Raw genomic sequence first — 23,669 nt, forward strand, 5'->3', positions numbered from 1 at the left:
GAGCAGAATGAAACCTGTTTATGATGCCTGATAGTGTCTCACTACTCAAACTCCCCCGCCACATGCCCCAATCCATTGCGCATCAACCTCGAAACATAGTCCCGTGTCGCCCTGCTAGGCGTCCCCGCCTCCCGCTTCGCTTCATTCTCCTCAAAGCCTATGGCCGCCTCTGTAATCGATAGCCCTTGCCCAGCAATAGCGAAGACTGCCTGCGACTGATCAGGACCCAAGAGGGCTGCTATCCGTTCCAGTGTTCTGTTTGCGTCTGTGGTGGAGACAAGAAGCCAGTCGCGCACTTTGCGGCTGCAGTCAACGCGGGGCTGAGTGAAGTCGATGGAACTGGCTTGCCCCTCACACTCAGCATACAACGCCCGGATCTTACAGCCTGCCAGGTACTGCAGCTTGGTGATGTGTTTGTTGTTGTAAAGCCATTCCAGCGCCTGCCCGCGTTGATACTTTGCCCGGCGCAGCGCTTCCTGCTTTTGCTCTTTCTTGGTGCCGCGCAAGCGGAGTGGATCTGTATTCTTAGAGCTCAACATCCTGCATCTCCCCATGTCGTAAAACTTCTCTAGCGATCAGGCCCGCCAGCCGTTCACGTCGCCGCTCAAAAGTATCTGCCATCAACTGAATGGGATGGTTTGGCGGGAGCGCTGCGAGCTCCCGTGTGGTTTCGCCGCGCAACACGTCCAGAGCAGTTTGCACCTGCCCGGCCACGCGCCGGTTGCGCTCCATTGTGGCGACCACGAGAGTTTCAGTTTCCGCCATATCCGGCATGCGCTTTTCCCGGCGCACAAAGTCCACCAGATCCGCTTGCCAGCCAGCAAGGCAGGCCGAAAGCGCAGTGTCTGCATTCGCTCCCACCATCACTTTGATCGCCACATGCTCCGGCCAAGGATAGCCGCCCACCTGCAGGCTTGGTTCCGGTGCGCCTTCCAGCTGCCGTTGTGCCTCTGTGCAGGCCTTCACGCACTCCCCAACAAACGGCCAAACAGTGCTTTTTGCAGCCAACACCAGTGCATCCGCTCCCGCTTTCAGCACGTCCTCTGAAAACCCGCTCAGCTTCTCCCGCAAAGAGGTGAAATAGGCTTCCTCGTTGCTGCCTGGCACCTTTTTGAAAGTGCCGCCCAACGTGCTCAAAAAGTGCTGCGCTATGAGGTCATTGGTTGATTTTGCCTGTACTGCCGCGCTCATGCATAGCCCTCACCAAACACTTTGGTAATTGCCGCACGGCAACGCTCTGCAGATCTGTCCAGATCCCGCGCCCGCGCTGCTTTAGCCTTACTGCCATCAGGGATAAACCGGCCTTCAATCTTGCCCAGCTCTTCCCGGCTGCGTTTGGCCGCAAGAATGGCGCGGGTGAAGTAGTTGAGGCTGCGCGGTTGCTCCGGCGCACGCCCCAAAACATGGGCAATCGTGGGTTTTACGTCCTTTTCAAGATCGCATCCATGGATCAACCAGCCCCAAACCGGATTTAGGCCGCCCCGCACCTGTGCTGTCGTTGGGTCCAGTCCAAGTGACTGTAGAAACCGGCTACAGCCCTCAACAAACCTTTGCCCGGCTCTATCCGCAATTGTGGGAGCTTGTGAGAGTGGAGAAGCGTTTTCGCAAAAAGACCTACTCGCAGCCGCTTTGTCTTCTTCTTCTTTAGGTTTTAAGGACTCGTTCTTATAGGTGCCGATCTGGGGTGGCAGGGACTGCCGATTTTCACACGAAGCTTTAAGCTCGTTTACATGAGCTTTATGTGGAACATCCTCTATAAGGTCGCCCTGCTCTTCCTCCTCTTCTTTGAGCGCCCGCATCACACGGTAGGTGTGGGAACAACTGCCTCCATCAGGGCGGATACCAGCCATCACCCGGAGCCACCCAGCCTTAACCAGGTTGCCAATGGATTTTTGCACCGTAGAACGCGCAATCTCCAACTGCCGGGCAATCTTTACCTGACTGCGATAGGTCACGCCGTTGCCGTCCGTGGAGCAGCAAAGGACGCCCAGCACCTGAATATCACGCGGTTTCAACCGCCGATCCTCAAACACACCAGCAGGAATAAAAGACAAACGGGGACGGTTAACAGGTCTAGGCATTTTATAACCTCCTGAGCAGTGCGGATAATTGGAAAAGTGAGAACTAGAAAATCAGTGGCGGAATACGCGCTCTGATTACAAAGGGATTGAAGCTAACAAGGTGACTTGTAACTATACCCTCAGAACAGCCCTAGCGGCTTGTGGCGGTCACGGTCCCATAGCTTTCCGTCTCCCGTTGCCACGTCTCCAATTAAAGAGATGGCGTGGCAGTTCCATATTGGCGACAAGCGCCAACTGTTCCATCTCATGAAACCACGAAGCAGGAAATTGCCCTCGCACAACGGCAGCGCTTACAGCGCCCGACTTAACCCCGAGAGCACTTTGCAATTTGTCTCTTCCCAGTTTCTGCGCGATCATCCTAGCTGTAGTCATACCAAGAGTATTCTAATTAATTTAGAATGCGTCAATATGTGATCTGAGCGATGGTCTAAGAAATGTAGAATGTGTTAGTCTAAGCTCATGACGAAAAAGCTTAAAAATATTTCTGGACCTTTTGCGGATATTGCAACTCGCCTTCGCGCGGTTGAAACATATGTAGGTATGTCACAAAAAGAGTTTTCAGAGTCTGCTGGCGTACAGCAAAAATCCATGAGCCAATGGCAAAGTGGTGATTTTCGCATTTCTATTCAGGGAGCACTTAAGCTGCGCGAGAGATACGGAATATCGCTGGATTTTATATACTGCGGCAACATTGATGCATTGCCAACCAGGATGGCCAACGAGCTTTCATCCATATTACGTGACAGCATTTCGAGTAAGTCAAATGACAGCGGTGATCTACAAGCCCCATAAAACAACAACTTGTATCGCCGATCTTCATCCATGACCACCTCCTGAACTATCTACTCGTTTCCACCAACCAAAATTCCATCATTGCTCTTATTATACTGTCCAATGTGCTCACCATGTTTCTGCCGAAACATGTCTGAAGTGAGACACACGTAGCTTTACACCAGCTACTGACCAATTAATTGCATTCCGCATAAAAGCATGTTGAGCGTGTATTGCCTACCCATTTCCGGCACATTGCCTTCTGTTGTCTAAATTCACAAACACCACTCCTAGATATAGCTGACCAGACTATGGTGTTTTCTAATTTATTTAGACATGTATATTGACATTCTAAATTTGTTAGATTTGCCATGAGTACCACTTTCTAGAATACAAAGAAGTGAAGCCGCATAAAAACAACGGCCAATTCCCCACACAACAAGTCCCGCAGCTTTCTATTGCGAAAGGAATAGGCAATGCATGTTTTACCTGACTTGGGAGATACGGACGTAAAGTCGAATAGCCCACACAGTCTTTCCAGCTACTACAGCTTATTGCAGCCGGAAATATTTAGCCTCGAACGGCTGGTCGAAGCCGCGCCCTGTCCATAGCTCCAACTCAGTGAGGTTCAACATGGCACCTCGGAAGAAGAAACAGGACGACGCTCCGCAGCCCAGCTCCAACGCTGGCGGTATAGCAGCTGATCAGTTGCGCAGCTTCGTAGATCGTATTGAGCGTTTGGAAACTGAGAAAAAGGGCATTGCAGACGACATCAAGGACGTCTTCACAGAAGCCAAAGGCAACGGGTTTGATGTTCCAACCATGCGCCTGCTTCTCAAACTGCGGAAGCAGAAGCCGCATGAGCGTGAAGAGCAGCAATCCATGCTGGATCTTTACCTGCACGCCATGGGCATGGCTGGTGAATACACGATTGCAGAACAGCAAGGCATCGATGACGCCAGCGCGGGCAAAGTCGCAACAGATAACCCGTTCCTCACAGATGACCCAAGGCACACCCAATGGGCCACCGGCTGGCAAATGCAAACCACCCTGCTTGCCACTCAGGACGAGAACCAACCAGCAGGGGCATGATGCAAGAGCCGTTTCGCAAAAAACAAATTTCGCCACGCGGCCTGAACAAAACTCAGGCCGCCAATTACATTGGCGTCAGTGCAGGCTTGTTTGAACGCATGATACAGCAAGGCCTCATGCCTTCAGCAAGGCAAATTGCCAGTCGTAAGGTCTGGGACATTCAGGAGCTGGACAGAGCCTTTGACGACCTGCCACATGTAAACGGAGAAGCCTTCAACCATTCAGAAGGTGCCTTTTCAGATTTTGTCTAATGGAGTGCGAGAGAATGAGCACCCCGAAACCAGAAAAATGCGTTATCCGTGATATGGACCGGCACGGCAATATACGCTGGTATTATCGCCGAAAGGGCTGCCCCAAAGTGCGCCTGCGCCAACCCTACGGCTCAAAGGAGTTCTATGAAGAACTCAGCTACGCCCGCTTGGGATTAGATTTCGAAACCGGCAAACCTCTTATAGAGCTGCGCAACAAACCAGAAAAAGGAGCCTTAAAGGGCACTTTCCGTTGGTTGGTAGAGCAATACCTGCAACGGGCAGTCAAAAACTTAGCACCCGCCACTCGTACCCAAAAACGCCGGGTACTGGACGCAGTCTGCATGGAAACCTGCCTAAGCCGCACCGGCCAACCACTTGCAGATATGCCGTTCACGGGCCTTCAAAAACAACACATAGCCATTTTACGCGATCAAAAAGCACAAACACCGGAAGCGGCAAACCACCGCCTCAAAGCCCTTTCGACTATGTTTAACTGGGCAGTTGAAGTCGGATTGGCGGACAAAAACCCGGTTGAGCGCGTTAAAAAATTCAGGACCAAAAGCAACGGCATTCACACCCTGACAGAGCAAGAGATAGACACCTACCTTCAAAAACATCCAGGTGGCACAAAAGCCTATCTTGCCATGCAGATTTTCCGCTATACAGGCCTTCGCATTTCAGATGTTGCCCGCCTTGGCAAGCAGCACCTCTACACCACAAAAACAGAGGATGGCCCACAACTGCGCTTCAAAATAAGACCACAAAAAACCAGCAAGCTACAGGCTCAACCCGTCGAAGTGGACATGCCAGTTCTTCCACCACTTGCCGAGGCCCTTGCACGAATAGATCACGACCACCTCACATTCCTGGTCACACACACCGGCAAATCCTATTCAGTCAAAGGCCTGGGCAATCGCATGCGCAGTTGGTTTGATACAGCAGGCCTGCCCCACTGCTCAGCCCATGGAATCAGAAAAGCCGGAGCTGTAATCGCCGCTGAAAACGGAGCAACAGCCAATCAACTCATGTCTATGTTTGGCTGGACAAAGCTGGATCAGGCAGAGCTCTACACCAAAAAAGCTCAACGCAAGGCGCTTGGGGATAAAGGCTCAAAACACCTTGCCGGAAAAAGCTAAAATGGTGGGACACCTTGACTTGCTAAGTCATTAATTTTTCGCCCTGGGGACCCAGCCCCACTTTCGCTTAAAACCTACCAACAACAAACGCGTACAACAGTCCTATGAGCCGCTAATAGTTACAACTAAAACTTGAATTAAAATAATAAAACAACCATACAACATCGAAAGATAATTTATATTTGGTGATATTATGGAAGTTTTCATTAGACGCACTCAGCACCCCGTTGGACAGGGCTTATTCCATTCGTCTGAAATCGTATGGAAAAATCCATCTAATAAGAAAATCCAGACATTTCGACTGGTTTATGATTGCGGGTCACACCAAGCTTATTCAACATTTCTAGAAGGACAAATCAAAGACTATAAGAAATCAATTCCTCGTACTGAGAAAATTGACTTGCTTGTTATTTCCCATTTCCACAAGGATCATATCAGCGGGATCAAGAAGCTCCTTGAGAATAAGACGATAAATGTCGAAACGCTGCTAATTCCTCATCTCAGTCCAGCACAAGTCATACTGGCACTAGCCTCAGTAGCAGATAGCGAAGAGGGAAAAGAGACAGGATTTGAAACCGACTTCATTTTGGACCCTATCCCAACATTACAGGCCTTAGATAGCAACATTACCAATATTCTGGTGGTGAAACCTGTTGAGGGTCCATCAGTACCACCTGAAGCCGATAAAGGTTCGCCAGAGATAGACGAAGGCGCATCCGAAGATATCACATCTAGCGCCGAAGGTAACATGCAAGTCATAACCCCAAATGGAAAAATGAGCCTTGAGGAGATGACAGGCGGCGCGCCGTCACACGTCATCGATGACCAACATTCATTCCGACTTAATATTAGCAACAAGGTGTTCTGGAGTTTTGCTACATACCTAGAAAGAGAAGAAGCCAATAAATTGAACAAGTTTTTAAAAAATCTTTACAGTAGACTAGGCGGAAATGCGCGCAACATAGATTCGTCAATCGTCAACCAAACCTCTTTCAATGATCATCTCAATAAAGGCGAAAACGTTAAGAAGCTATTGCCCTATTTCAAAGAGTTAAAAGCAGCCTACAAGGACACCAACAAAGACCTAAACCCTTCATCACTAATGCTTTACTCTGGACCTAAGAGTTCTTTCACTACAAGCGGATATAGCAAAAACCACACATGCAGATGCGATTGTCCTCTTTGCTCACGGCTGGGCCGAGACACTCGTTCGGGAGTATCATGGCTGGGCCGAGACACTCGTTCGGGAGTATCATGGCTGGGCACGGGGGACGCCGATTTATCGACATCTATAAAGTGCGATGATCTTAAGAAGCACTTTTCACACCGTGTAGATAAGATTCTGACAGCAACTGTTCCTCATCATGGATCAAAGAAAAACTCATGCAATGGCACAATTAGTACAATCCCTGCAACTAATTGGATAATTTCCGCCCATCCGGAGAGCTACGGTCATCCAGATATCGATGTTATCAAATTGCTCAACAACCGCCATAATCGAATCTATTTTGTTAATGGTGATAAAGGTTCAAAATTCATCGAAAACCTATGGATAGAATTTCCGGATTAACAACGAAATACCCTTGGGGACAACGGCTCAAAACACATCGCTGGAAAGAGTTCAAAAAGTGGGACACCTTGACTTTTTAAGTGGTTGAATTCGCTCTATATGAAAAACATCCCACTTTCCCTCAAACCATTGACTAACCGAACAAATGACTGTTCGGCAGAGGCCTCCATTTTTCTTCCTTTACATTGATAGTAAAAACCTTTTCGCCTTTGGGGTGCAGAAGAATTGCGCCTTGCAATCAGTCCTGCCTCACGTTTCAGAGCACTGGCGGCGCCTCTATTTTTACGCGGCCAACCTCCCGGTGATGGCTCGGTTTTCCTGTCAACTTGCTCCTGAAACTCAGATAACCCGTATAGATCTCTGACTGCCGCCCTTTCACACCCGGCAGTGAGCGCAGGTCCAATCCAGACCATGGAAAGTAGGGCGAACGGCGCAAATCTGCGAACAGGCCGACACGAGCACCAGGGCGCGTTGCAATCCCCCGGCGGTGGAACCCATGTGTATCAGCAATCACCAGTGAGTTTGCCGGCACATCAAAGCAGACGGGTTTACCATATCCCATCCTCAAAATTTCTTCCTCACTGGCTCGAAAAGAACCCGCAGCATGCATGCCATCTGGGTGCTGCGCCGCATTCAAGCTCTGTTCAAACTCCCAGGCAGTCCGCTCCGGCGTATAACGATGAGACCCCGGCACGTAATGAAAAGGTCCATCAGCAACATCAACATCGCGCAAAAACAACCACGCTTTCGATGTGGCGTGGAATGTATCCATATGAAAATCAGTTTGCGGGTCTTTCCTCGTTTTTTCCAAATCCCACAAAACGGCATGCAAAAACACAATGGGATCCGCATTGTAAGACGCCACATAGCGCATCGCATTTTGCAAATAGGGGTCGCGAACTGCCCTGCTCAAACCCGGTAGGTCTTTCAGCACCGAAGGTGGCAACCCAATGAACCGCGTCACCGTTTTCCCCTGCCGCATTTCACTTGCGGCAAACGCATTGGTGGCAATCTCATCCTGAACTTGCGCAAAAATATCTTTGGAGAGGAAATTCTCTTTCACCACGTATCCATTACGATGAAAGAACGCTTTATCTTCCTCTGGCAGAAAGCGCACCATCTGACGGCGGCGCAGTGCAGCCATTTTTTCAGCCCACGCCACACGCTTTAGATAAAACCCACGCTCATTTAACCAGCGACTTCCGATAATCGGATTTTTCTTAAATGACTTTTGACCCATCAAAGCATCAAGAGCCCAGATAGGACTTTTTAAAATTCGCAACACACGAGCCCCCACTCCGCTGACAAAACCGCCAGAACCTGTGCAATAACAAACACACTACGTATTCCTGTGTCCATTTGCCATTTAAACTCATCAAGCAGGCTATTGCAGCACTGATGATTTAAAGGGCAATTTTCGATGAGCGATACACTTGATCAACCGACTAAGCGCTCAACTCCCAAACGCCACAAAAAAAGACGTCGCAAAGCCGAGTTTGCCTCCGAAAGCGACATGTGCACCCATTTCATCAACAAGCTTCCTGAAGAGTGGGTCGCTTACCCGGAGTGGGGCAACTGGGATATTCTGCTTGTCAGGAAGAAAGATGGGTTTCAGGTTGGCATCGAGGCCAAGTTGCGCCTCAACGCAAAAGTCATCTCTCAATCTGCAGAAACCGCCTATCACTGCGACAAACCCGGGCCGGATTGCCGAGCAATCCTGATTCCAAAAGGCTCCAATCTCGACTTTCAACCGGTTTGCAACATCCTGTCTCTGCAGATCATTGAGATTGAAAGCGAAACCTCTAAAAGCCCAAGTACCGTCAGTTGGTATCGGCCCAAACTCCCCAATCCGGATCGCGCATCCCCGGCAGGAAACTTCAAAGAGTTCTATCCCACCGAGCGACTGGAACTCCCTGAAATCATTCCTATTGTTGCAGCTGGCAAGCCCTCGCCTATCAAGCTGACACCGTGGAAAATCAAAGCCATCAAGCTTGATATTCTTCTGCAAAAGCATGGCGTGGTTACGCGCAAACTGTTCAAGGCCCTCAACCTCAGCACAACGCTCTTCCTTCATTCCGGCAATGGCTGGATGTTGAAGGGATCAGAACGGGGCGCCTGGACACGCGGCCCCAGTTTCCCCGATTTCAGAACAGGGTGCGAAGAGAACTATGACGAGCTGGAAAAGCGTTACAAAACATGGGTTAAAACCTTGCCGATGGAAGGCATCCTCGCACCGGAAACCGAAAAAGAACCTGCCTCATGAGCGAATGAGCAGCCCTTTGTTGTTGCATGCAGAACAAACACCCCGAAACAACAGAGTTTCACTTGACCTAAATAGCTGCTAGATTACCCTTAGGTAAACCAAGCATCTGGGAGGGAGCGATGGTTTTCAAAACGCAGGATGAGACGGGCACACTCAAAACATTCAGGGACGCAAAGCGATATTACTGGCTGATTGCTTATGCCAGCAGCAGTGTCACGCTCATCACAGTCGCGCTTTATGCCTACACGCACGTCACAGCAACTCTGTTCATTCCCCTCGTTTACTTCTTCATCGTCATTCCCGGTCTGGACGCTCTGATCGGCGAAGACCCGTATAATCCGCCTGATGATGTGTTGATCCAAATGGCAGAAGATCCTTATTACAGCCGGCTTGTGCGCTGGCTGGTTCCATATTCGTGGATCAACCTTTTTGCAGGCGTATGGCTTGTTGGCACCTATGACCTCCCTCTTTGGCTGATTGCTCTGTTTGCCTTTGGCAAAGGCTTGTTCGGCTCTGGCACCATCATGCTTGCCCATGAACTCGGCCACAAAACCAACAAGACAGATCAATTACTGGCCAAGTTTGCCCTCGCAGTCGTCGGCTACGGTCATTTTTGCATTGAGCACAATCGCGGCCACCACGTGTATGTGGCAACGCCGGAAGATCCCGCCAGCTCCCGCATGGGAGAAAGCATCTACGCCTTTGCTTGGCGCGAAATTCCCGGCGCGTTCGTCAGAGGCTGGCAAAACGAAAAGGAACGCTTGCACAAGAAAGGCCTCAGCACCTTCTCGGTAAAGAACGATATTTTACAAGGCTATGCCATCACATTGATTGTATTTGCCATTTGCACTGCTCTGTTCGGCTGGAAGGTTCTGTTGTTGCTGGCTATTCAAAGCGTAGTCGCATGGTATGGCCTGACGCAGGCAAACTATGTGGAGCACTATGGACTTCTGCGCCAAAAGGACAAGAATGGCAAATACGAGCGCTGCCAGCCACGCCACTCATGGAACACAAACCACATCTTCTCAAACCTGAGCACATTCCACCTGCAGCGCCATTCAGACCACCACGCCAACCCGCTGCGCCCCTATCAAACCCTGCGAAATTTCCCGGACTTACCCAGCCTTCCAAGTGGATACCCCGGTTGCTTTGCATTGGCGGCCATCCCCTCACTGTGGTTCAAAACAATGGACCCAAAAGTTCTGGAATGGGCTGGCGGAGACATCAACAAGGTCAATCGCGTTGATGGGTATGAGCCTGTTGCATTCTCTGCGCCGAACATCTGTTGAAACACGCAGAATACCACTGCATTTCATGGCAATCACACAGTCGCCCCGCTAAAACAGGATCAAGTTTTGAAGCGGGGTTAGACCAATGCAACATGGTGGCGATCTTTCAAAGGCAATTGCTGAGTTTGGCGGCGAGATCAGCGACTGGCTGGACCTTTCCACCGGCATCAATCCTGTTGCCTATCCAGCAGCAGAACACATCACGTTCCGCGGTCTGGCAGAGCTGCCAAGCGAAAGAGCCGAAGTCGCGCTGATTGCAGCTGCACGAAAGGCTTATCAGGTCGCGCCGCACTCAGGCATCACAGCAACACCCGGCACGCAAGCAATCATCACCGCACTTCCGCATCTACTGGGCGCCAGTTCTTCAATCGCAATTGTCGGTCCAACTTATGCTTCCCACGAAGAAAGCTGGAGAGCAGCTGGTGCAACCGTCCAATGCATTTCCGCTCAAGAAGCCCAAACCGCTGCGACTGATCACCTCTTGATTGTGAACCCAAATAATCCGGATGGTCATCTTTTCTCAAAAACCGAACTTTTGGAACTTGCAGTTAAGAGGAAAGAAGGCAGCGGCTATCTGATCATCGATGAAGCTTACATGGATCTTTATCCAGAAACCTCGATCATTCCTGAGCTTAGTGACCTTCCAATTCTGGTCCTGCGTAGCTTCGGCAAGTTCTTCGGCCTCGCAGGTTTGCGCCTAGGGTTTCTTGTTGGTCCCAAAGCAATCACAACAAAACTACAGAACCAGTTGGGCAGTTGGGCGGTCTCCGGCCCCGCATTGGATGTTGGCTGCGCCGCTCTGTCGGATATAAACTGGCAAGACGAAATGCGGGCGTTTTTGAAGACGGAGATGGACATCTTCAGGGCGACATTTCAAGACCATGGTACATCAGTCATAGGCCACACCAATCTCTATCTGTTGATTGATCATCCTTCTGCTCACCAGCTCCACACAGCACTGGCGAAAGAGAAAATCTGGACACGCGTGTTCAATTACAGCGAAAGCTGGTTGCGCCTTGGTTTGCCTGCATCTAAATCCGCCCGGCAGCGGTTCATGCTAGCATTCAAGAGCGCAGTACAGACGGTCGAAAATCATGCTGCTCTTTGAAAACACGCTCTGGATCGTTCTGCTTGCCATTTGTCTCGACGCCGTGATTGGTGACCCGGACTGGCTGTGGTCTAGACTGCCACATCCAGTCACTCTGATTGGCAAGCTGATCTCCTATATGGATCACACCTACAACAAACCGGAATACCAACGCTCAGCTCGTAAAACCAATGGCATTCTAACGCTTGCCTTGTTGATCAGCAGCGCTGGTTTTGCCGGACTGGTACTCCAGTATCTGCTCGATTTTTTGCCATTTGGTAGCATTCTGGTCGCGCTGATCGGCATGACCTTAATTGCACAAAAAAGCCTCTACCAACACGTGGCAAGAGTGCGAGATGCCCTGCGAAACTCCGGCCTTACCGAGGCACGCAAGCAAGTCTCCATGATCGTTGGCCGTAATCCTGAGTATTTGGATGAAGCTGGCGTCAGCAGAGCAGCAATTGAATCATGCTCGGAGAACTTTTCAGATGGTGTTGTTGCACCCATCTTCTGGTTTGCCGTGCTCGGTCTACCAGGGCTGTTCATTTACAAAGCCGTCAACACAGCTGACAGCATGATCGGCCATAAAAACGAAGCCTATGAAGACTTTGGTTGGGCCTCAGCACGGTTTGACGACTTGATCAATCTACCAGCCTCTCGCCTATCCGGTCTGCTGATCGTGCTCGCAGCACTCATTTCCGGTAGAGCCTATAAAACAGCACTCTCCACCATTCACAGGGAAGCCAAAAATCACCGCTCACCCAATGCAGGCTGGCCCGAGGCTGCCATGGCAGGGGCGCTCGGTGTAGCACTTGCCGGCCCACGCCAGTATGCTGAATACCGTGTTGAAGATCCCTTCATGAACGCAAAAGGCCGCAAAATAGCGGATGCAGATGATATTGATGGTGCACTGAAACTAATGGCAATTTCCAGCGCCCTCCTAGCACTCCTGATCGCAGCAATCTTAGTTATCTAATGCGGCTTTGAGCAATTTCCCAAAGCTCATCCAGATCAAGATGCTGCTCCAGATGATCAGCCAGCGCATCCAGCGCCCGTTCAACACGATGCTCGTATCCCAATTGAGAAACAGCCCCAAACCCTTTCAGGAATGCCGCGCGAAACGCATCTGAGCCAAAGATGCCATGCATATAACACCCTGAAATCTGGCCATTTTTCGAGACCGCACCATCCACATTGTCTCCAAGGTCAACAAAGGGACGTTCACAATCCGGGCCAGACGTTCGCCCCACATGGATCTCATAGCCTGTGATACTCTCACCACTCGGGACATGCAACCCGGTCTTCTCAGTTGTTTCCTTATGGGCTGTCAAAACCGTTTCAACATCCAGCAAACCAAGCCCGTCAACGGTGCCAGCATCACCTTCAATACCTTCAGGATCCGCGATAGTTTTGCCAAGAATCTGATAACCACCACAGATACCAAGCACCTGCCCACCACGGCGCACATGTGCAAGAAGGTCGATGTCCCACCCCTGAGCGCGGAAGAAGGCAAGATCACCGATGGTGGACTTGGTCCCCGGCAGCAAAACCACATCCGCATCAGCTGGCAGCACCTCACCCGGGAGCACAAACTCCAGCGAAACATCCGCTTCCATGCGCAGTGGGTCAAGATCATCAAAATTCGCAATTCGACTGATGACGGGAACTACAACCTTCAACTTACCGCGACTGGTACTCTCAGACAGGTCCAGCGCATCTTCTGCGGGCAGGTCCATCACTTGCGCAAACCACGGCACCACGCCATTGCAGGGCCATCCGGTTTTGTCCTCAATAGCCGTTACACCTGAATCAAACAGTGAGGGTTCGCCCCTAAACTTATTGATCAAAAACGACTTTATGCGGTTTACTTCACCACTCTCCAGCACAGCATGCGTTCCGACCAGCGAGGCAATGACGCCGCCGCGGTCGATATCTCCACACAGTACAACCGGTACATCTGCTGCCTCGGCAAAGCCCATATTGGCAATGTCACCGGAGCGCAAGTTGATCTCAGCCGGCGAGCCGGCTCCCTCGACCAGAACCAGATCAGCCATTGACTCAACTTCAGCAAAACTCTCCATAACGTACTGGATAAGCGTGCCTTTTTGCCGACCAAACTCCGCCCCGCGCAACGTACCAAACCGTTTGCCCTGCACAATCACCTGAGACCCGCTGTCACTTTCAGGTTTCAGCAGCACAGGGTTCATATGCACACTCAACGCAACATTTGCACCTCGTGCCTGTAAGGCTTGAGCCCGCCCAATCTCACCGCCGTCAGCCGTGACAGCAGCATTGTTGGACATGTTCTGCGGTTTGAACGGCTGAACAGAAAGACCACGGCGCGTGAAAGCACGCGCCAGTCCAGCAACAAGCACACTCTTACCAACGTTAGAGCCAGTGCCCTGTATCATCAGGGCTGGCTTTCTTTTCTGTGAAACGGATGACGTCACAACTTAAAACTCAATGCCTTCCTGCGGCTTCACACCAGAGCGGAACGGATGCTTAATCTGGCCCATCTCAGTCACAAGATCAGCAATCTCAATCAACTCGTCCTTGGCATTGCGACCTGTGATAACCACATGAACATCATCAGGTTTTTCTTCACGAAGGAAGGACACGACATCCTCAAGCGGAATGTATTCATAACGCAGCACGATGTTCAGCTCATCCAACAAAACCATCTTATGCTCGCGAGAGCTGATCAGCTCCTTTGCCGCATCCCAGGCAGCGTGTGCAGCTGTGATATCGCGCTGACGATCTTGTGTCTCCCATGTAAAGCCTTCGCCCATGCGTTTGATGGTGACGAGATCGGAGAAGCGATCCAATGCCATGCGTTCGCCAGTCTCCAGGCGACCTTTCACGAACTGTACAACAGCCACTTTATGGCCGTGACCGAGGCTGCGGAAAATCATGCCGAAACCAGCGGTGGACTTGCCTTTCCCCTTGCCGGTATGGACGATCAGCAGTCCCTTCTCGATGGTCTTAGTCGCCATAATCTTATCGCGCGCAGCCTTCTTCTTACGCATCTTTTCAGCGTGGCGAGCGTCCAGATCTTCTTCACTCATGTCAGCCTTGGTAACCATTCTTATTCCCCTCCATCCATGAGCGCGCGTCGCAGCTCCATTAAGTCCTCAAAGGCGCTGTTTCGTTTCGGCACCCACATATCTCGTTGAATGATCTCTAAAAATCGCTCTGTCATTTCCAAAAGCGCTGCAGAATTCTTCTCTGCAATAAAGTCCCGCACCTCATCATCATAAAGATATGCATCATAGAGCTGATCAAAATGATGGTGCGAAACAGCGTTGGTCGTCGCTCCAAAAGCAAAGAGATAGTCAACTGTCGCCGCCATCTCAAAAGCACCTTTATACCCGTGGCGCATCACACCTGCGATCCATTTTGGATTGGCAGCTCTTCCCCTGACAACCCGCCCAATTTCCTCAGAAAGCGTGCGAATGACTGGGCGTTCGGGCCGCGAATGGTCGTTGTGGTAGACGTGCGGAGCATCGCCTTTGAGCGTTTCAACAGTTGCGGCCAGACCGCCCTCAAACTGATAATAGTCATCAGAATCAAGGAGATCGTGTTCCCGGTTATCCTGATTGTGAACCACTGCATCAGCATGAATGAGCCGGGTGACCAGATCATCCCTGGCTTGCTCGCCTTCTTGCGAACGGCCATAGGCATAGCCGCCCCATTCCAGGAAACTCTCCGCAAAATCCGCGCGTTTATCCCACAGTTTCTCATCAATCAGTGCCTGCAGGCCAGCGCCGTAAGCCCCTGGTTTACTGCCGAAAATCCGGGTGGAAGACCGCTTTCGCGCCTGTCCTTCTTCAACACCCTTAGCCAGTAATTCCCCAAGCTCAGTTTGGTACCGCGCCGCCAGAGGATTGGCATCATCAGGCTCATCAAGATCGCAAATCGCAGCAATTGCAGCGTCAAACAAATGTATGAGTTGTGGGAACGCATCTCGAAAAAAGCCAGAAATTCTGAGGGTTACGTCAACACGAGGGCGTTGAAGCTCGGAAAGCGGAACAATTTCAAAACCTGTCACGCGGCCAGAGGTGTCTTCCCAAACAGGGCGAGCCCCAATCAGAGCCAGCGCCTGTGCAATATCATCCCCGCCGGTGCGCATATTTGCGGTTCCCCAGCAACTCATGGCGATGCATTGCAGCCACTCGCCATGTTCCTGAAAATGACGCATAATCAACGCGCTAGCGCTTCTCTCACCCAACTTCCAGGCGACCTTTGTAGGAACGGAGCGAACGTCAACAGAATAAAAGTTACGCCCGGTTGGCAGCACATCAGGGCGACCACGCGACGGCGCACCCGACGGTCCGGGGGGGACAAATCTCCCAGCCAGAGAGGATAACACCCCATCCACCTCAGCAGCGCCAGAGGCATCAACTGAGCGCGCAATCTCTTGCTCCAGCGCCTCCAACACAGCACAAGTCGCTGTAAATCTAGCTGGAACCGTCAGCTCACCTGAGACATACGCCAATGCCAGCGCTTCCAGCCGCTCAACCGTATCCCCGCAGCTGCGCCACGGCGCGTCAACAAGCTCCTGCAAAAGCACAGGCCGTTCACCAGCCCACGCCTGCTCAAAGGCACAATCCAGTGGATCAAACTCCACCAGATTCAAATCCTCAGCAAGTGCGCGTAACAGACTGTTCTCGTGAGGCTTTTCACCACGCGGTACGCGCAGCAAAACCACCAGCAATTCGGCCCGCTGCTCTCCAGTTGGCGACTGCCCCAGAATGTGCAAGCCATCGCGGATTTGTAACTCCTTCAGGTCACACAAGTAGGCATCGAGCCGCGCCAAACGCGTGTCCTCATCCATCTGCGATGTGAGACCGATATCCTTGTCCATGCCTTCACGCGCAGCAACGCCAAGTATCTCTTTTCCAAGCGCTTTCAGGCGGCGATGGTCTACCCCGGCAGCAATGTAATATTCATCCAGCAACGCTTCCAGCTCCAGCGCGGAGCCGTGGCTCTCGGCGCGGGCCAGCGGAGGGGTAAGATGATCGATGATCACCGAGGATAACCGCCGTTTTGCCTGCGATCCCTCTCCGGGGTCGTTGACGATGAAAGGATAGATATTCGGTACAGGTCCAATCACGGCTTCCGGATAGCAAGCCTCTGATAAAGCGAGAGCTTTTCCGGGGAGCCATTCCAGATTTCCATGTTTGCCAAGGTGGATAAGTGCGTCCGCCTCAAAGCTGTCACGCAGCCACATGTACCAGGCAAGGTAATGATGCGGCGGAACAAGCGCCGGATCGTGATAAGTCTCTTTCGGATCAATATTATAGCCGCGTGCAGGCTGAATACCGACAGTGACATTGCCATAAGTCTTCAGCGCCAGCTGGAAACAGCCGTCCACAATATGCGGATCGTCCTCCGGCGCACCCCAGCGTTCCTCAATCCCCTCACGCACAGCCAAAGGCAGCTGAGAAAACAACTGCTTATAACGAGCAAGCGCAAACACTTCCCCGCCTTTGCGTTGGTTTGCGTTCCTAAGGGAGTTGGTGGGGCCAGCCAGCAGGTCGTCTATCAACGCCTCAGAAGATTTCGGCGCATTCTCAGCAACCCCATAACCTTCTGTTTTCATGGCTAAAAGAAGGTGCGCGCAAGAGGCAGGCGTGTCCAGCCCAACCCCGTTTGCTATACGCCCATCCTTGTTAGGATAGTTTGCGAGCACTATGCCGACTTTGCGTTGATTTGCGTTTTTGTGTTTCAGCCGCGCCCAATTGGCCGCCAGCGCTGCCACAAACTCAATCCGGTCCGGTTTTGGCACAAAACGAACAAGCGAACATTGGGTCCTGACATCACGCCCGCCTTCTTCCTTAAACGAGATCGCCCGCGTCAAAAGACGACCATCAATTTCAGGAAGCACCACATGCATGGCAAGGTCACGCGGGGATAAGCCCTGATCACTCTCCGCCCAGCCTTCTTCCGAGGAAGACGACAGAACGATCTGCAGAACACATGCACCTGGGTTGTCCAGCACAGTGCCGGAATGAACAGCACCGGCACTCGACAAAGCAAAGGCTGTGGCATTCAAAACCACGTCTGGCGGGCACTGCTCAAACACACTGGAAACAACACCAGCGCATTCCGCAGTTTTCAGGCTCGCCACATAAAGCACCAGCGGGTTTATCCCCTGCGCCTCAAGCGCATGGCATAATGCCTGCACTGGCTCGATTGCACCGCTCTGGTACAGCGCCCGATAAAACACAATGGCCGCGACCGGACGGCTTGGGTCTTTCCAGCTCGCCCGCACATCATCTAAGGAAGGAAGCGAATGCCCTTGCAGCACCAGCCCGGCCCGCGGCAACGCCATTGGCTCCGATGGTGTCTCAACAGGCAACTCGGCACTCTGCGCGGCATAAAGCAAAGCGTTAGAAAGGTTCTCCGCCCCGCCCTCAATCAGATAGCGCCACAACATGTGCGCGCTCTCAAGCGGCACAGTGGAACGCTTCGCCAGCTCTTCATCCCACTTGTCATCACCGGGCAGCAGAACCAGCTTCACCCCGTCAGCGCGGGCAGCCGCTTCCAGCCGCTCAACGCCGTAACGCCAGTATTCAACACCGCCTAAAAGGCGCACCACAACAAGCTTGGAAGCCTGAATGGTCTGCTCAACATAAAGATCAACAGAGTACGGATGCGACAGCGCCAGAAAACTGGCAAGCCGAAGAGAGTAGCCCTCATGCTGGGCATGCGCCGCCGCAAGCCCGGCAAGCTCTGTGTCTGCTGCACTCAAAAACACAACATCCGCAGGCGCCTGCTCAAGGTCGACAGCCTCTTCACCATCATCCAATCGACGTGACTGTCCGACAAGTACGTGCATCAGGCCTGAACCAACTCAAATTCACTCAGCGCAGCCTGCACACTGTGCTTGTCCAGCCCCGCAAGGCCGATCACAACAAGTTTGGAGTGGCTTTCACTGCCAGCCGCAAACCAGGCCTCCACACGCGGCCCAACCGCCTGCACCAGCACCGGCGCGGTTTTGCCCTCAACCACCACACTGCCCTTAATGCGCAACACACCAGAAACCTTCATGGCCGCTTCCACCTGTGCCTTCACCTCGTCAATTGAGGCAAACCGGCGGGTTGGCAGTACAAAACTCTCAAAATCATCATGAGAATGATCGTGATGATGATGGTGGTCGTGGTCGTGGTCGTGGTCGTGGTCGTGGTCGTGGTCGTGGTCGTGAGCATGCTGCGCTTCATGGTGAGAAAGACGCAAGTCCATATCATCTTCTGCACCAGCATCCCGCCCAAGCAGAACATCCAGCGCCAGCTCGCCATGAGAGGCAGCAACAATCTCAACCCCATCGCGAACACGACCACGGATCGTCTGCTTCACCGCCGCCAGCTCTGCTTCAGTCAAAAGATCAGCTTTGGAAAGCACAACAAGGTCAGCACAGGTCAACTGATCAGCAAACAGCTCTTCCACCGGGCTTTCATGGTCCATCGCATCATCCGCTGCCCGCTGCGCAGCAACGGCCTCTTCATCGCAGGCCACTTTGCCAGCAGCAACAGCCGGTGCGTCTACCACGGTCACCACACTGTCAACGGTCACGCGCGGCTTGACAGAAGGCCAGTTGAACGCCCGCACCAACGGCTGTGGCAGGGCAAGGCCAGAGGTTTCAATCACAACCACATCCGGCACCTGCTCGCGCTCCAGCAACATTTCCATGGTTGGCAGAAAATCATCAGCTACCGTGCAACAAATGCAGCCATTGGCCAGCTCCACCACTTCATCAGCAGAACAGTCCGGGTCAGCACAGCCATTCACCAGTGAGCCATCAAAGCCCATCTCGCCGAACTCATTGACGATCAGCGCAATGCGCTTGTTCTGTGCCTTCATTAGCAGGTTGCGTACCAGCGTTGTTTTTCCGGCCCCCAGAAAACCAGTGATAATGACAGCAGGGATTTTTTTAGAAGGCGCAGCAAAAGAAACAGTCATAGGGAAATCTCCGGAAAAACAGCAGGCTTCAGCTGCAAAGGCTGTCCAGCAGCCACAAACATCACAAAATGGCAGAGGTCGGCGATACGCTGGTTCAGGCGGCCAGCTTCATCTCGAAAGGCGCGGGCCATGGCGTTTTCAGGCACAATGCCCATGCCCACTTCATTGCCAACAAACACAACGGGGCATGGCAAAGAGCTAAGAACCGCCTCAAGCCGCTCAAGCTCCACGGTCCAGTCCCGCGACCCGTGCATAAGGTTGGAAAGCCAAAGCGTCAGACAATCAACGAGGATCGCACGATCGCTGCTGGCATGCGTTTCCAGCACGCGCACAAGCTCCAGCGGCTCCTCAACTGTGTCCCAAAGGTCGCCGCGCTGCATCTTATGATGCGCGATGCGCTCCTCCATTTCACCGTCAAAGGCCTGTCCTGTCGCAATATAAGTCGGGCGTCGCCCGCTGCTTATAACCAGCTTTTCCGCATATGCGCTTTTCCCGGAACGAGCTCCACCCGTAACCAAGCAATGGCGAACACGAAGGTCGCCTCTCTGTTCAGCCATCTGGGTTAGCTGGTCAGCAAGCGCAAAGAAGCCGGGGCTTCAATCAAAGAATATGAAAGTACAGCAACTGTCTCGCACGGAGACAGGAAAATATGCGTCATGAGCACCTCTCGCCGTCCACCCGACAGCAGTCCTATGTCAAATCATATCTCCAGCCGGTCTCCTGGCTTGCGGCTCAACCGACCATAGCCCCTTCCCAGCCCTTAAAAGGCCAGTGGGATTTTCGCTAAGGTCTCACCGCTCACAGTTGCGGGGGCAGCTGCGGCTTGTCTCCATAATATATGGAACCGCATTCCCGTTTAATCTTGTCATTCCAAAGCCTGAGCCGGAACAAAAAGAAACTGGAGTTCTGGCCTTAAGTGTGGGGCGCAATCAGCTCTCCTGTCAATTGTCTTTGTGAGGATTCCAACATCACCGGAAAATCAAACCCGCAAAATCCGCGGTTTTTGGAGATTTCTGGCTAACCCCCTTGGATATCTCAATAAAAAAATAGAGAAACTGTCCACAAATCGAAAAATACGCAAAAAACGACTTGGCAAACACAACATGCCTCTGTAAAAGCCTCCTCACGCAAACGGCGAGGCAAACTCGCAAGGGTGTCATGATCCCCGGTAGCTCAGTGGTAGAGCAAGCGGCTGTTAACCGCTTGGTCGCTGGTTCGAATCCGGCCCGGGGAGCCATCCTTTTTCGTTTGCAGCCATACGGCAAGATCATCGTGATCCCCGGTAGCTCAGTGGTAGAGCAAGCGGCTGTTAACCGCTTGGTCGCTGGTTCGAATCCGGCCCGGGGAGCCACTTCTTTATCGATCGCCGCCAATGGCAACATAGTATGATCCCCGGTAGCTCAGTGGTAGAGCAAGCGGCTGTTAACCGCTTGGTCGCTGGTTCGAATCCGGCCCGGGGAGCCATACTTTTCTCTTTATCCTCCCCTTCTTCTTAAACACCTCTTCTCTTCACAAAACACGTGCGCGCGCGTCTATCCAGAAAACAAGAAAAATGATGGGTAGAAAACCATGTTCACGCGAAGCGAAGGCGCAGCACTATCAAGTGCCGCTGGCCGAAGACATAAAGTCCATTTGGGTAGAACTCTCTTCCGCACAAAAGCGGAGGCGTTCCATTTTGCGCTAAAACTCACCCTGATCCTGCACATGGCCACCCACTGACCCAGCTCTGGCTCCTTCAATTTTCAGGGAGTTCATAAGTCTGGAGAGCTGTGCATATCAGCCACGAGCCCAAATGCCGCCCGACAGCCCTTGGCACCCACAAAAAATTGGCCAAAATGAAGCGCTGTTCTTTCAAAAGCTTAGCTCATGCGGAAAAATACTAGATTTTTTTGCCATATGCACAAACTGCGACCTACATCACAGTTCTATCCAAATTATATAGAAAATCAATACAATGAAAATTTTACATAATAGCATTTAAATAACCTGAAAGTATAAATACGCGAAACATAATTTATATACAATTATTATGGCATAGATACCCTAAGTAAATGCGTATACCTCTAATATATCTAGTGCATATTATCATAATCACTACTAAGTGATAACTAGTGAAGTGCACATAATAAGGCGCCCCCTCTGGGAAAGTTGCTGCGTAAAAGTCAGGGAGCCATAAATGAGTAGTCTGTTGCCATCCTGCGGTCTGCCGCAAACCTTCAAGTTGCATCTCACAAGATCAGGGTTTCTTGCCGCCTGCATTGCTGCGCCACTCGCTTTGGCTGCGCCTTCGCACGCAGAAACGCCACCCGCCTCCGCACCTGCCACAACATCAGGCCCTCAGCTCATCGAAAAGTCCGACAACGGCAACACCTACGCCATGCCAGAGGACTATCTGGCCGTCACCGTTGCTCCGCCCTCCAAAACACCCTACGCCGATCCATTAGAAAGCGATTTGTCCATCTGGGTTGGTGAAGTGGAAATTGAGGGCCGCAAGACCCTGTGGGTCGAGTTGATTGATACCCACGGCGAGGTCATTTACAATTCCGAGGTCCAGCAAAACGAGACGCATCTGCTGCCAGATGGCAGAGCCATTGCCGTCACCGTGATGCAGCCAGCCACTCACAACAAAGCACTGCAATCTGCCAGCCTGAAGAAAGACCAGTCCCGCGTGCCAACCGATGAGCGCTTTGTCATCACCCGCAAGGAAGCTTTTGCTCCGGCATTGGATACGCAGGTGAACCTGCTGGAAGTGCAGCCCGTCCCAAAGGAAGTCCATAACTCCTTCATGCTACGCGCAGGTGAGAACGGTGAGATCCTCTGGAAAGCCACCAAGGATGCCATCACCTGGCTGGAAAGCAGATCCTGACAGAGACGGGACGGCGCGCAAATCGATACTCTCTCAAATCGCATTTAGCGCACTCATTCGAAAGCCACGCACCCCGTGAGCAATTTTGTTCTCATGCGCGATTGCCAAGAGAATAATATCCTAGTCTGACGCACCCTTTGGCAGCCCATTTCTTGTTCTCGTGAGGTCAGCGCAGTAGCGTGGTCTCAAAAGGGGTAAACACCCGCATTCTGATTTTTGGTCATACGAATTATTTGAGAGAAACTATGGATACGCGCGCCTCTGCCATCGAAGCCATCGGCAACACTCCACTTATTCGCCTCAAAGGCCCCTCCGAGCGAACCGGCTGTGAAATTCTCGGCAAAGCCGAGTTCATGAACCCGGGCCAGTCCGTCAAGGACCGCGCCGCGCTCTTCATCATCAATGACGCAGTCAAACGCGGCACGCTCAAACCGGGCGGCATCATCGTGGAAGGCACGGCTGGCAACACCGGCATCGGCCTCGCGCTTGTCGGCAACGCCCTGGGCTACCGCTCCGTCATCGTCATTCCCGAGACCCAGTCTCAGGAAAAGAAAGACATGCTGCGCATCGCTGGCGCTGAGCTGATCGAAGTTCCCGCTGTCCCCTATAAGAACCCGAACAACTACATCAAAGTCTCGCAGCGGGTCGCAGAAGAGCTGAACAGAACCCACCCGCAAGGTGCCATCTGGGCCAACCAGTTTGACAACACCGCCAACCGTCAGGGCCACATTGAAACCACCGCTCAGGAAATCTGGCAGCAGACCGACGGCAAAGTGGACGGCTTTATCTGTGCGGTCGGCACCGGCGGCACGCTTGCCGGCACCGGCATCGGCCTGAAGGAAAAGAACCCGAACATCAAGATCGGCCTTGCAGACCCACACGGCGCAGCGCTTTACAACTATTACGCCCACGGCGAACTGAAGTCCGAAGGCTCATCCATTTCGGAGGGCATCGGTCAGGGCCGCATCACCGCCAATCTGGAAGATGCACCGATCGACATCCCTTACCGCATCTCTGATGAAGAAGGCCTGCTGATCAACTTCGAGCTTCTGGAACACGAAGGCCTCTGCCTTGGCGGCTCCTCCGGCATCAACGTCGCTGGCGCAATCCGTCTCGCAAAAGAACTCGGCCCCGGCCACACCATCGTGACCATACTGTGCGACTACGGCACCCGTTATCAGGGCAAGATGTTCAACCCGACCTTCCTGCGCGAAAAAGGCCTGCCAGTGCCAGAATGGATGGAACGCAAGTCCGAAATCGCCATTCCATTTGAAGCTGCCTGACCTTAACGGAAAGCACTG

Annotated in this window: 19 protein-coding genes, 3 tRNA genes, 1 pseudogene and 1 riboswitch; of the genes and pseudogenes, 14 read left to right on the forward strand and 9 right to left on the reverse strand. The window is 52.2% G+C overall.

The window, feature by feature from the left end:
* Nucleotides 1-41: 41 nt before the first annotated feature.
* The 3 genes from DHN43_RS23535 to DHN43_RS23545 are packed head-to-tail and all read right to left on the reverse strand — an operon-like array spanning nucleotide 42 to nucleotide 2,081.
* Complete coding sequence (locus DHN43_RS23535) at nucleotides 42-539, reverse strand: hypothetical protein (RefSeq protein ID WP_108820273.1); 498 nt, start codon at nucleotides 537-539, stop codon at nucleotides 42-44.
* Nucleotides 526-1,191, reverse strand: a complete 666-nt coding sequence (locus tag DHN43_RS23540; protein WP_108820274.1) for a hypothetical protein — start codon at nucleotides 1,189-1,191, stop codon at nucleotides 526-528. Before DHN43_RS23540 ends, DHN43_RS23535 begins: the two co-directional genes overlap by 14 nt.
* Nucleotides 1,188-2,081, reverse strand: a complete 894-nt coding sequence (locus DHN43_RS23545) for a helix-turn-helix domain-containing protein (protein ID WP_108820275.1) — start codon at nucleotides 2,079-2,081, stop codon at nucleotides 1,188-1,190. Before DHN43_RS23545 ends, DHN43_RS23540 begins: the two co-directional genes overlap by 4 nt.
* Nucleotides 2,082-2,540: 459 nt before the next feature.
* On the opposite strand from DHN43_RS23545, the gene DHN43_RS23555 reads away from it, so the two are divergent.
* The 5 genes and pseudogenes from DHN43_RS23555 (at nucleotide 2,541) to DHN43_RS23575 (ending at nucleotide 6,901) form a co-directional block, all read left to right on the forward strand.
* Nucleotides 2,541-2,873 carry a helix-turn-helix transcriptional regulator gene (locus DHN43_RS23555; RefSeq protein ID WP_108820276.1) on the forward strand — a complete coding sequence of 111 codons (333 nt, stop codon included), beginning with the start codon at nucleotides 2,541-2,543 and terminating at the stop codon, nucleotides 2,871-2,873.
* Between the two features lie 612 nt (nucleotides 2,874-3,485).
* Nucleotides 3,486-3,773: pseudogene (locus tag DHN43_RS27465) on the forward strand (DUF2312 domain-containing protein); the annotation flags it as partial.
* 170 nt (nucleotides 3,774-3,943) lie between these two features.
* Complete coding sequence (locus DHN43_RS23565; protein WP_199914853.1) at nucleotides 3,944-4,195, forward strand: helix-turn-helix transcriptional regulator; 252 nt, start codon at nucleotides 3,944-3,946, stop codon at nucleotides 4,193-4,195.
* A gap of 14 nt (nucleotides 4,196-4,209) precedes the next feature.
* Complete coding sequence (locus DHN43_RS23570) at nucleotides 4,210-5,331, forward strand: tyrosine-type recombinase/integrase (RefSeq protein WP_159096969.1); 1,122 nt, start codon at nucleotides 4,210-4,212, stop codon at nucleotides 5,329-5,331.
* Between the two features lie 193 nt (nucleotides 5,332-5,524).
* On the forward strand, nucleotides 5,525-6,901 hold the full coding sequence (locus DHN43_RS23575) for an MBL fold metallo-hydrolase (RefSeq protein ID WP_108820280.1): 1,377 nt from the start codon (nucleotides 5,525-5,527) through the stop codon (nucleotides 6,899-6,901).
* Between the two features lie 256 nt (nucleotides 6,902-7,157).
* On the opposite strand, the gene DHN43_RS23580 is transcribed toward DHN43_RS23575, so the two are convergent.
* Complete coding sequence (locus tag DHN43_RS23580) at nucleotides 7,158-8,141, reverse strand: phytanoyl-CoA dioxygenase family protein (protein ID WP_108820345.1); 984 nt, start codon at nucleotides 8,139-8,141, stop codon at nucleotides 7,158-7,160.
* 180 nt (nucleotides 8,142-8,321) lie between these two features.
* Between DHN43_RS23580 and DHN43_RS23585 the strand changes: the two genes are divergently transcribed.
* The 4 genes from DHN43_RS23585 to cbiB all read left to right on the forward strand — a co-directional run bounded on the left by DHN43_RS23585 (nucleotide 8,322) and on the right by cbiB (nucleotide 12,516).
* The gene (locus DHN43_RS23585; RefSeq protein WP_108820281.1) at nucleotides 8,322-9,164 is read left to right on the forward strand and encodes a hypothetical protein; all 843 of its coding nucleotides are present in this window, start codon (nucleotides 8,322-8,324) and stop codon (nucleotides 9,162-9,164) included.
* Between the two features lie 119 nt (nucleotides 9,165-9,283).
* Nucleotides 9,284-10,453: an alkane 1-monooxygenase gene (locus DHN43_RS23590; RefSeq protein WP_108820282.1), complete on the forward strand. Its 1,170-nt coding sequence runs from the start codon at nucleotides 9,284-9,286 to the stop codon at nucleotides 10,451-10,453.
* Nucleotides 10,454-10,538: 85 nt separating this feature from the next.
* Complete coding sequence (gene cobD, locus DHN43_RS23595; RefSeq protein ID WP_108820283.1) at nucleotides 10,539-11,561, forward strand: threonine-phosphate decarboxylase CobD; 1,023 nt, start codon at nucleotides 10,539-10,541, stop codon at nucleotides 11,559-11,561.
* Nucleotides 11,548-12,516: an adenosylcobinamide-phosphate synthase CbiB gene (gene cbiB / locus DHN43_RS23600; RefSeq protein ID WP_108820284.1), complete on the forward strand. Its 969-nt coding sequence runs from the start codon at nucleotides 11,548-11,550 to the stop codon at nucleotides 12,514-12,516. The genes cobD and cbiB overlap by 14 nt, the downstream gene beginning before the upstream one ends.
* On the opposite strand, the gene DHN43_RS23605 is transcribed toward cbiB, so the two are convergent.
* Genes DHN43_RS23605 through cobU form a run of 5 tightly spaced genes read right to left on the reverse strand, consistent with a single transcriptional unit; the run spans nucleotide 12,509 to nucleotide 20,059 of the window.
* Nucleotides 12,509-13,951, reverse strand: coding sequence for a cobyric acid synthase (locus DHN43_RS23605; RefSeq protein ID WP_108820285.1), 1,443 nt, complete (start codon nucleotides 13,949-13,951; stop codon nucleotides 12,509-12,511). The two genes, cbiB and DHN43_RS23605, sit on opposite strands and share 8 nt — an antisense overlap.
* Nucleotides 13,952-13,993: 42 nt before the next feature.
* Entirely contained in the window at nucleotides 13,994-14,623 is a 630-nt protein-coding gene (gene cobO, locus DHN43_RS23610) for a cob(I)yrinic acid a,c-diamide adenosyltransferase (RefSeq protein WP_108820286.1), read from the reverse strand.
* A 2-nt stretch (nucleotides 14,624-14,625) separates the two neighbouring features.
* Nucleotides 14,626-18,381, reverse strand: coding sequence for a cobaltochelatase subunit CobN (cobN, locus tag DHN43_RS23615; RefSeq protein WP_108820287.1), 3,756 nt, complete (start codon nucleotides 18,379-18,381; stop codon nucleotides 14,626-14,628).
* Nucleotides 18,381-19,502, reverse strand: a complete 1,122-nt coding sequence (gene cobW / locus DHN43_RS23620; protein ID WP_108820288.1) for a cobalamin biosynthesis protein CobW — start codon at nucleotides 19,500-19,502, stop codon at nucleotides 18,381-18,383. The genes cobN and cobW overlap by 1 nt, the downstream gene beginning before the upstream one ends.
* Entirely contained in the window at nucleotides 19,499-20,059 is a 561-nt protein-coding gene (cobU, locus tag DHN43_RS23625) for a bifunctional adenosylcobinamide kinase/adenosylcobinamide-phosphate guanylyltransferase (protein WP_108820289.1), read from the reverse strand. Before cobU ends, cobW begins: the two co-directional genes overlap by 4 nt.
* A 136-nt stretch (nucleotides 20,060-20,195) precedes the next feature.
* Nucleotides 20,196-20,404, reverse strand: a riboswitch (cobalamin riboswitch).
* Between the two features lie 260 nt (nucleotides 20,405-20,664).
* Here cobU and DHN43_RS23630 point away from each other — a divergent pair.
* The 5 genes from DHN43_RS23630 (at nucleotide 20,665) to DHN43_RS23650 (ending at nucleotide 23,651) form a co-directional block, all read left to right on the forward strand.
* A tRNA-Asn gene (locus DHN43_RS23630) sits at nucleotides 20,665-20,739 on the forward strand.
* Between the two features lie 39 nt (nucleotides 20,740-20,778).
* A tRNA-Asn gene (locus tag DHN43_RS23635) sits at nucleotides 20,779-20,853 on the forward strand.
* A gap of 38 nt (nucleotides 20,854-20,891) precedes the next feature.
* Nucleotides 20,892-20,966: transfer RNA gene (locus DHN43_RS23640), tRNA-Asn, on the forward strand.
* 712 nt (nucleotides 20,967-21,678) lie between these two features.
* On the forward strand, nucleotides 21,679-22,368 hold the full coding sequence (locus tag DHN43_RS23645) for a hypothetical protein (protein WP_063292380.1): 690 nt from the start codon (nucleotides 21,679-21,681) through the stop codon (nucleotides 22,366-22,368).
* Between the two features lie 245 nt (nucleotides 22,369-22,613).
* Entirely contained in the window at nucleotides 22,614-23,651 is a 1,038-nt protein-coding gene (locus DHN43_RS23650; RefSeq protein ID WP_063297508.1) for a cysteine synthase A, read from the forward strand.
* Nucleotides 23,652-23,669 lie beyond the last annotated feature (18 nt).

It is taken from the genome of Pseudovibrio sp. Alg231-02 (genome assembly GCF_900143565.1).
Taxonomy (GTDB): Bacteria; Pseudomonadota; Alphaproteobacteria; order Rhizobiales; family Stappiaceae; genus Pseudovibrio.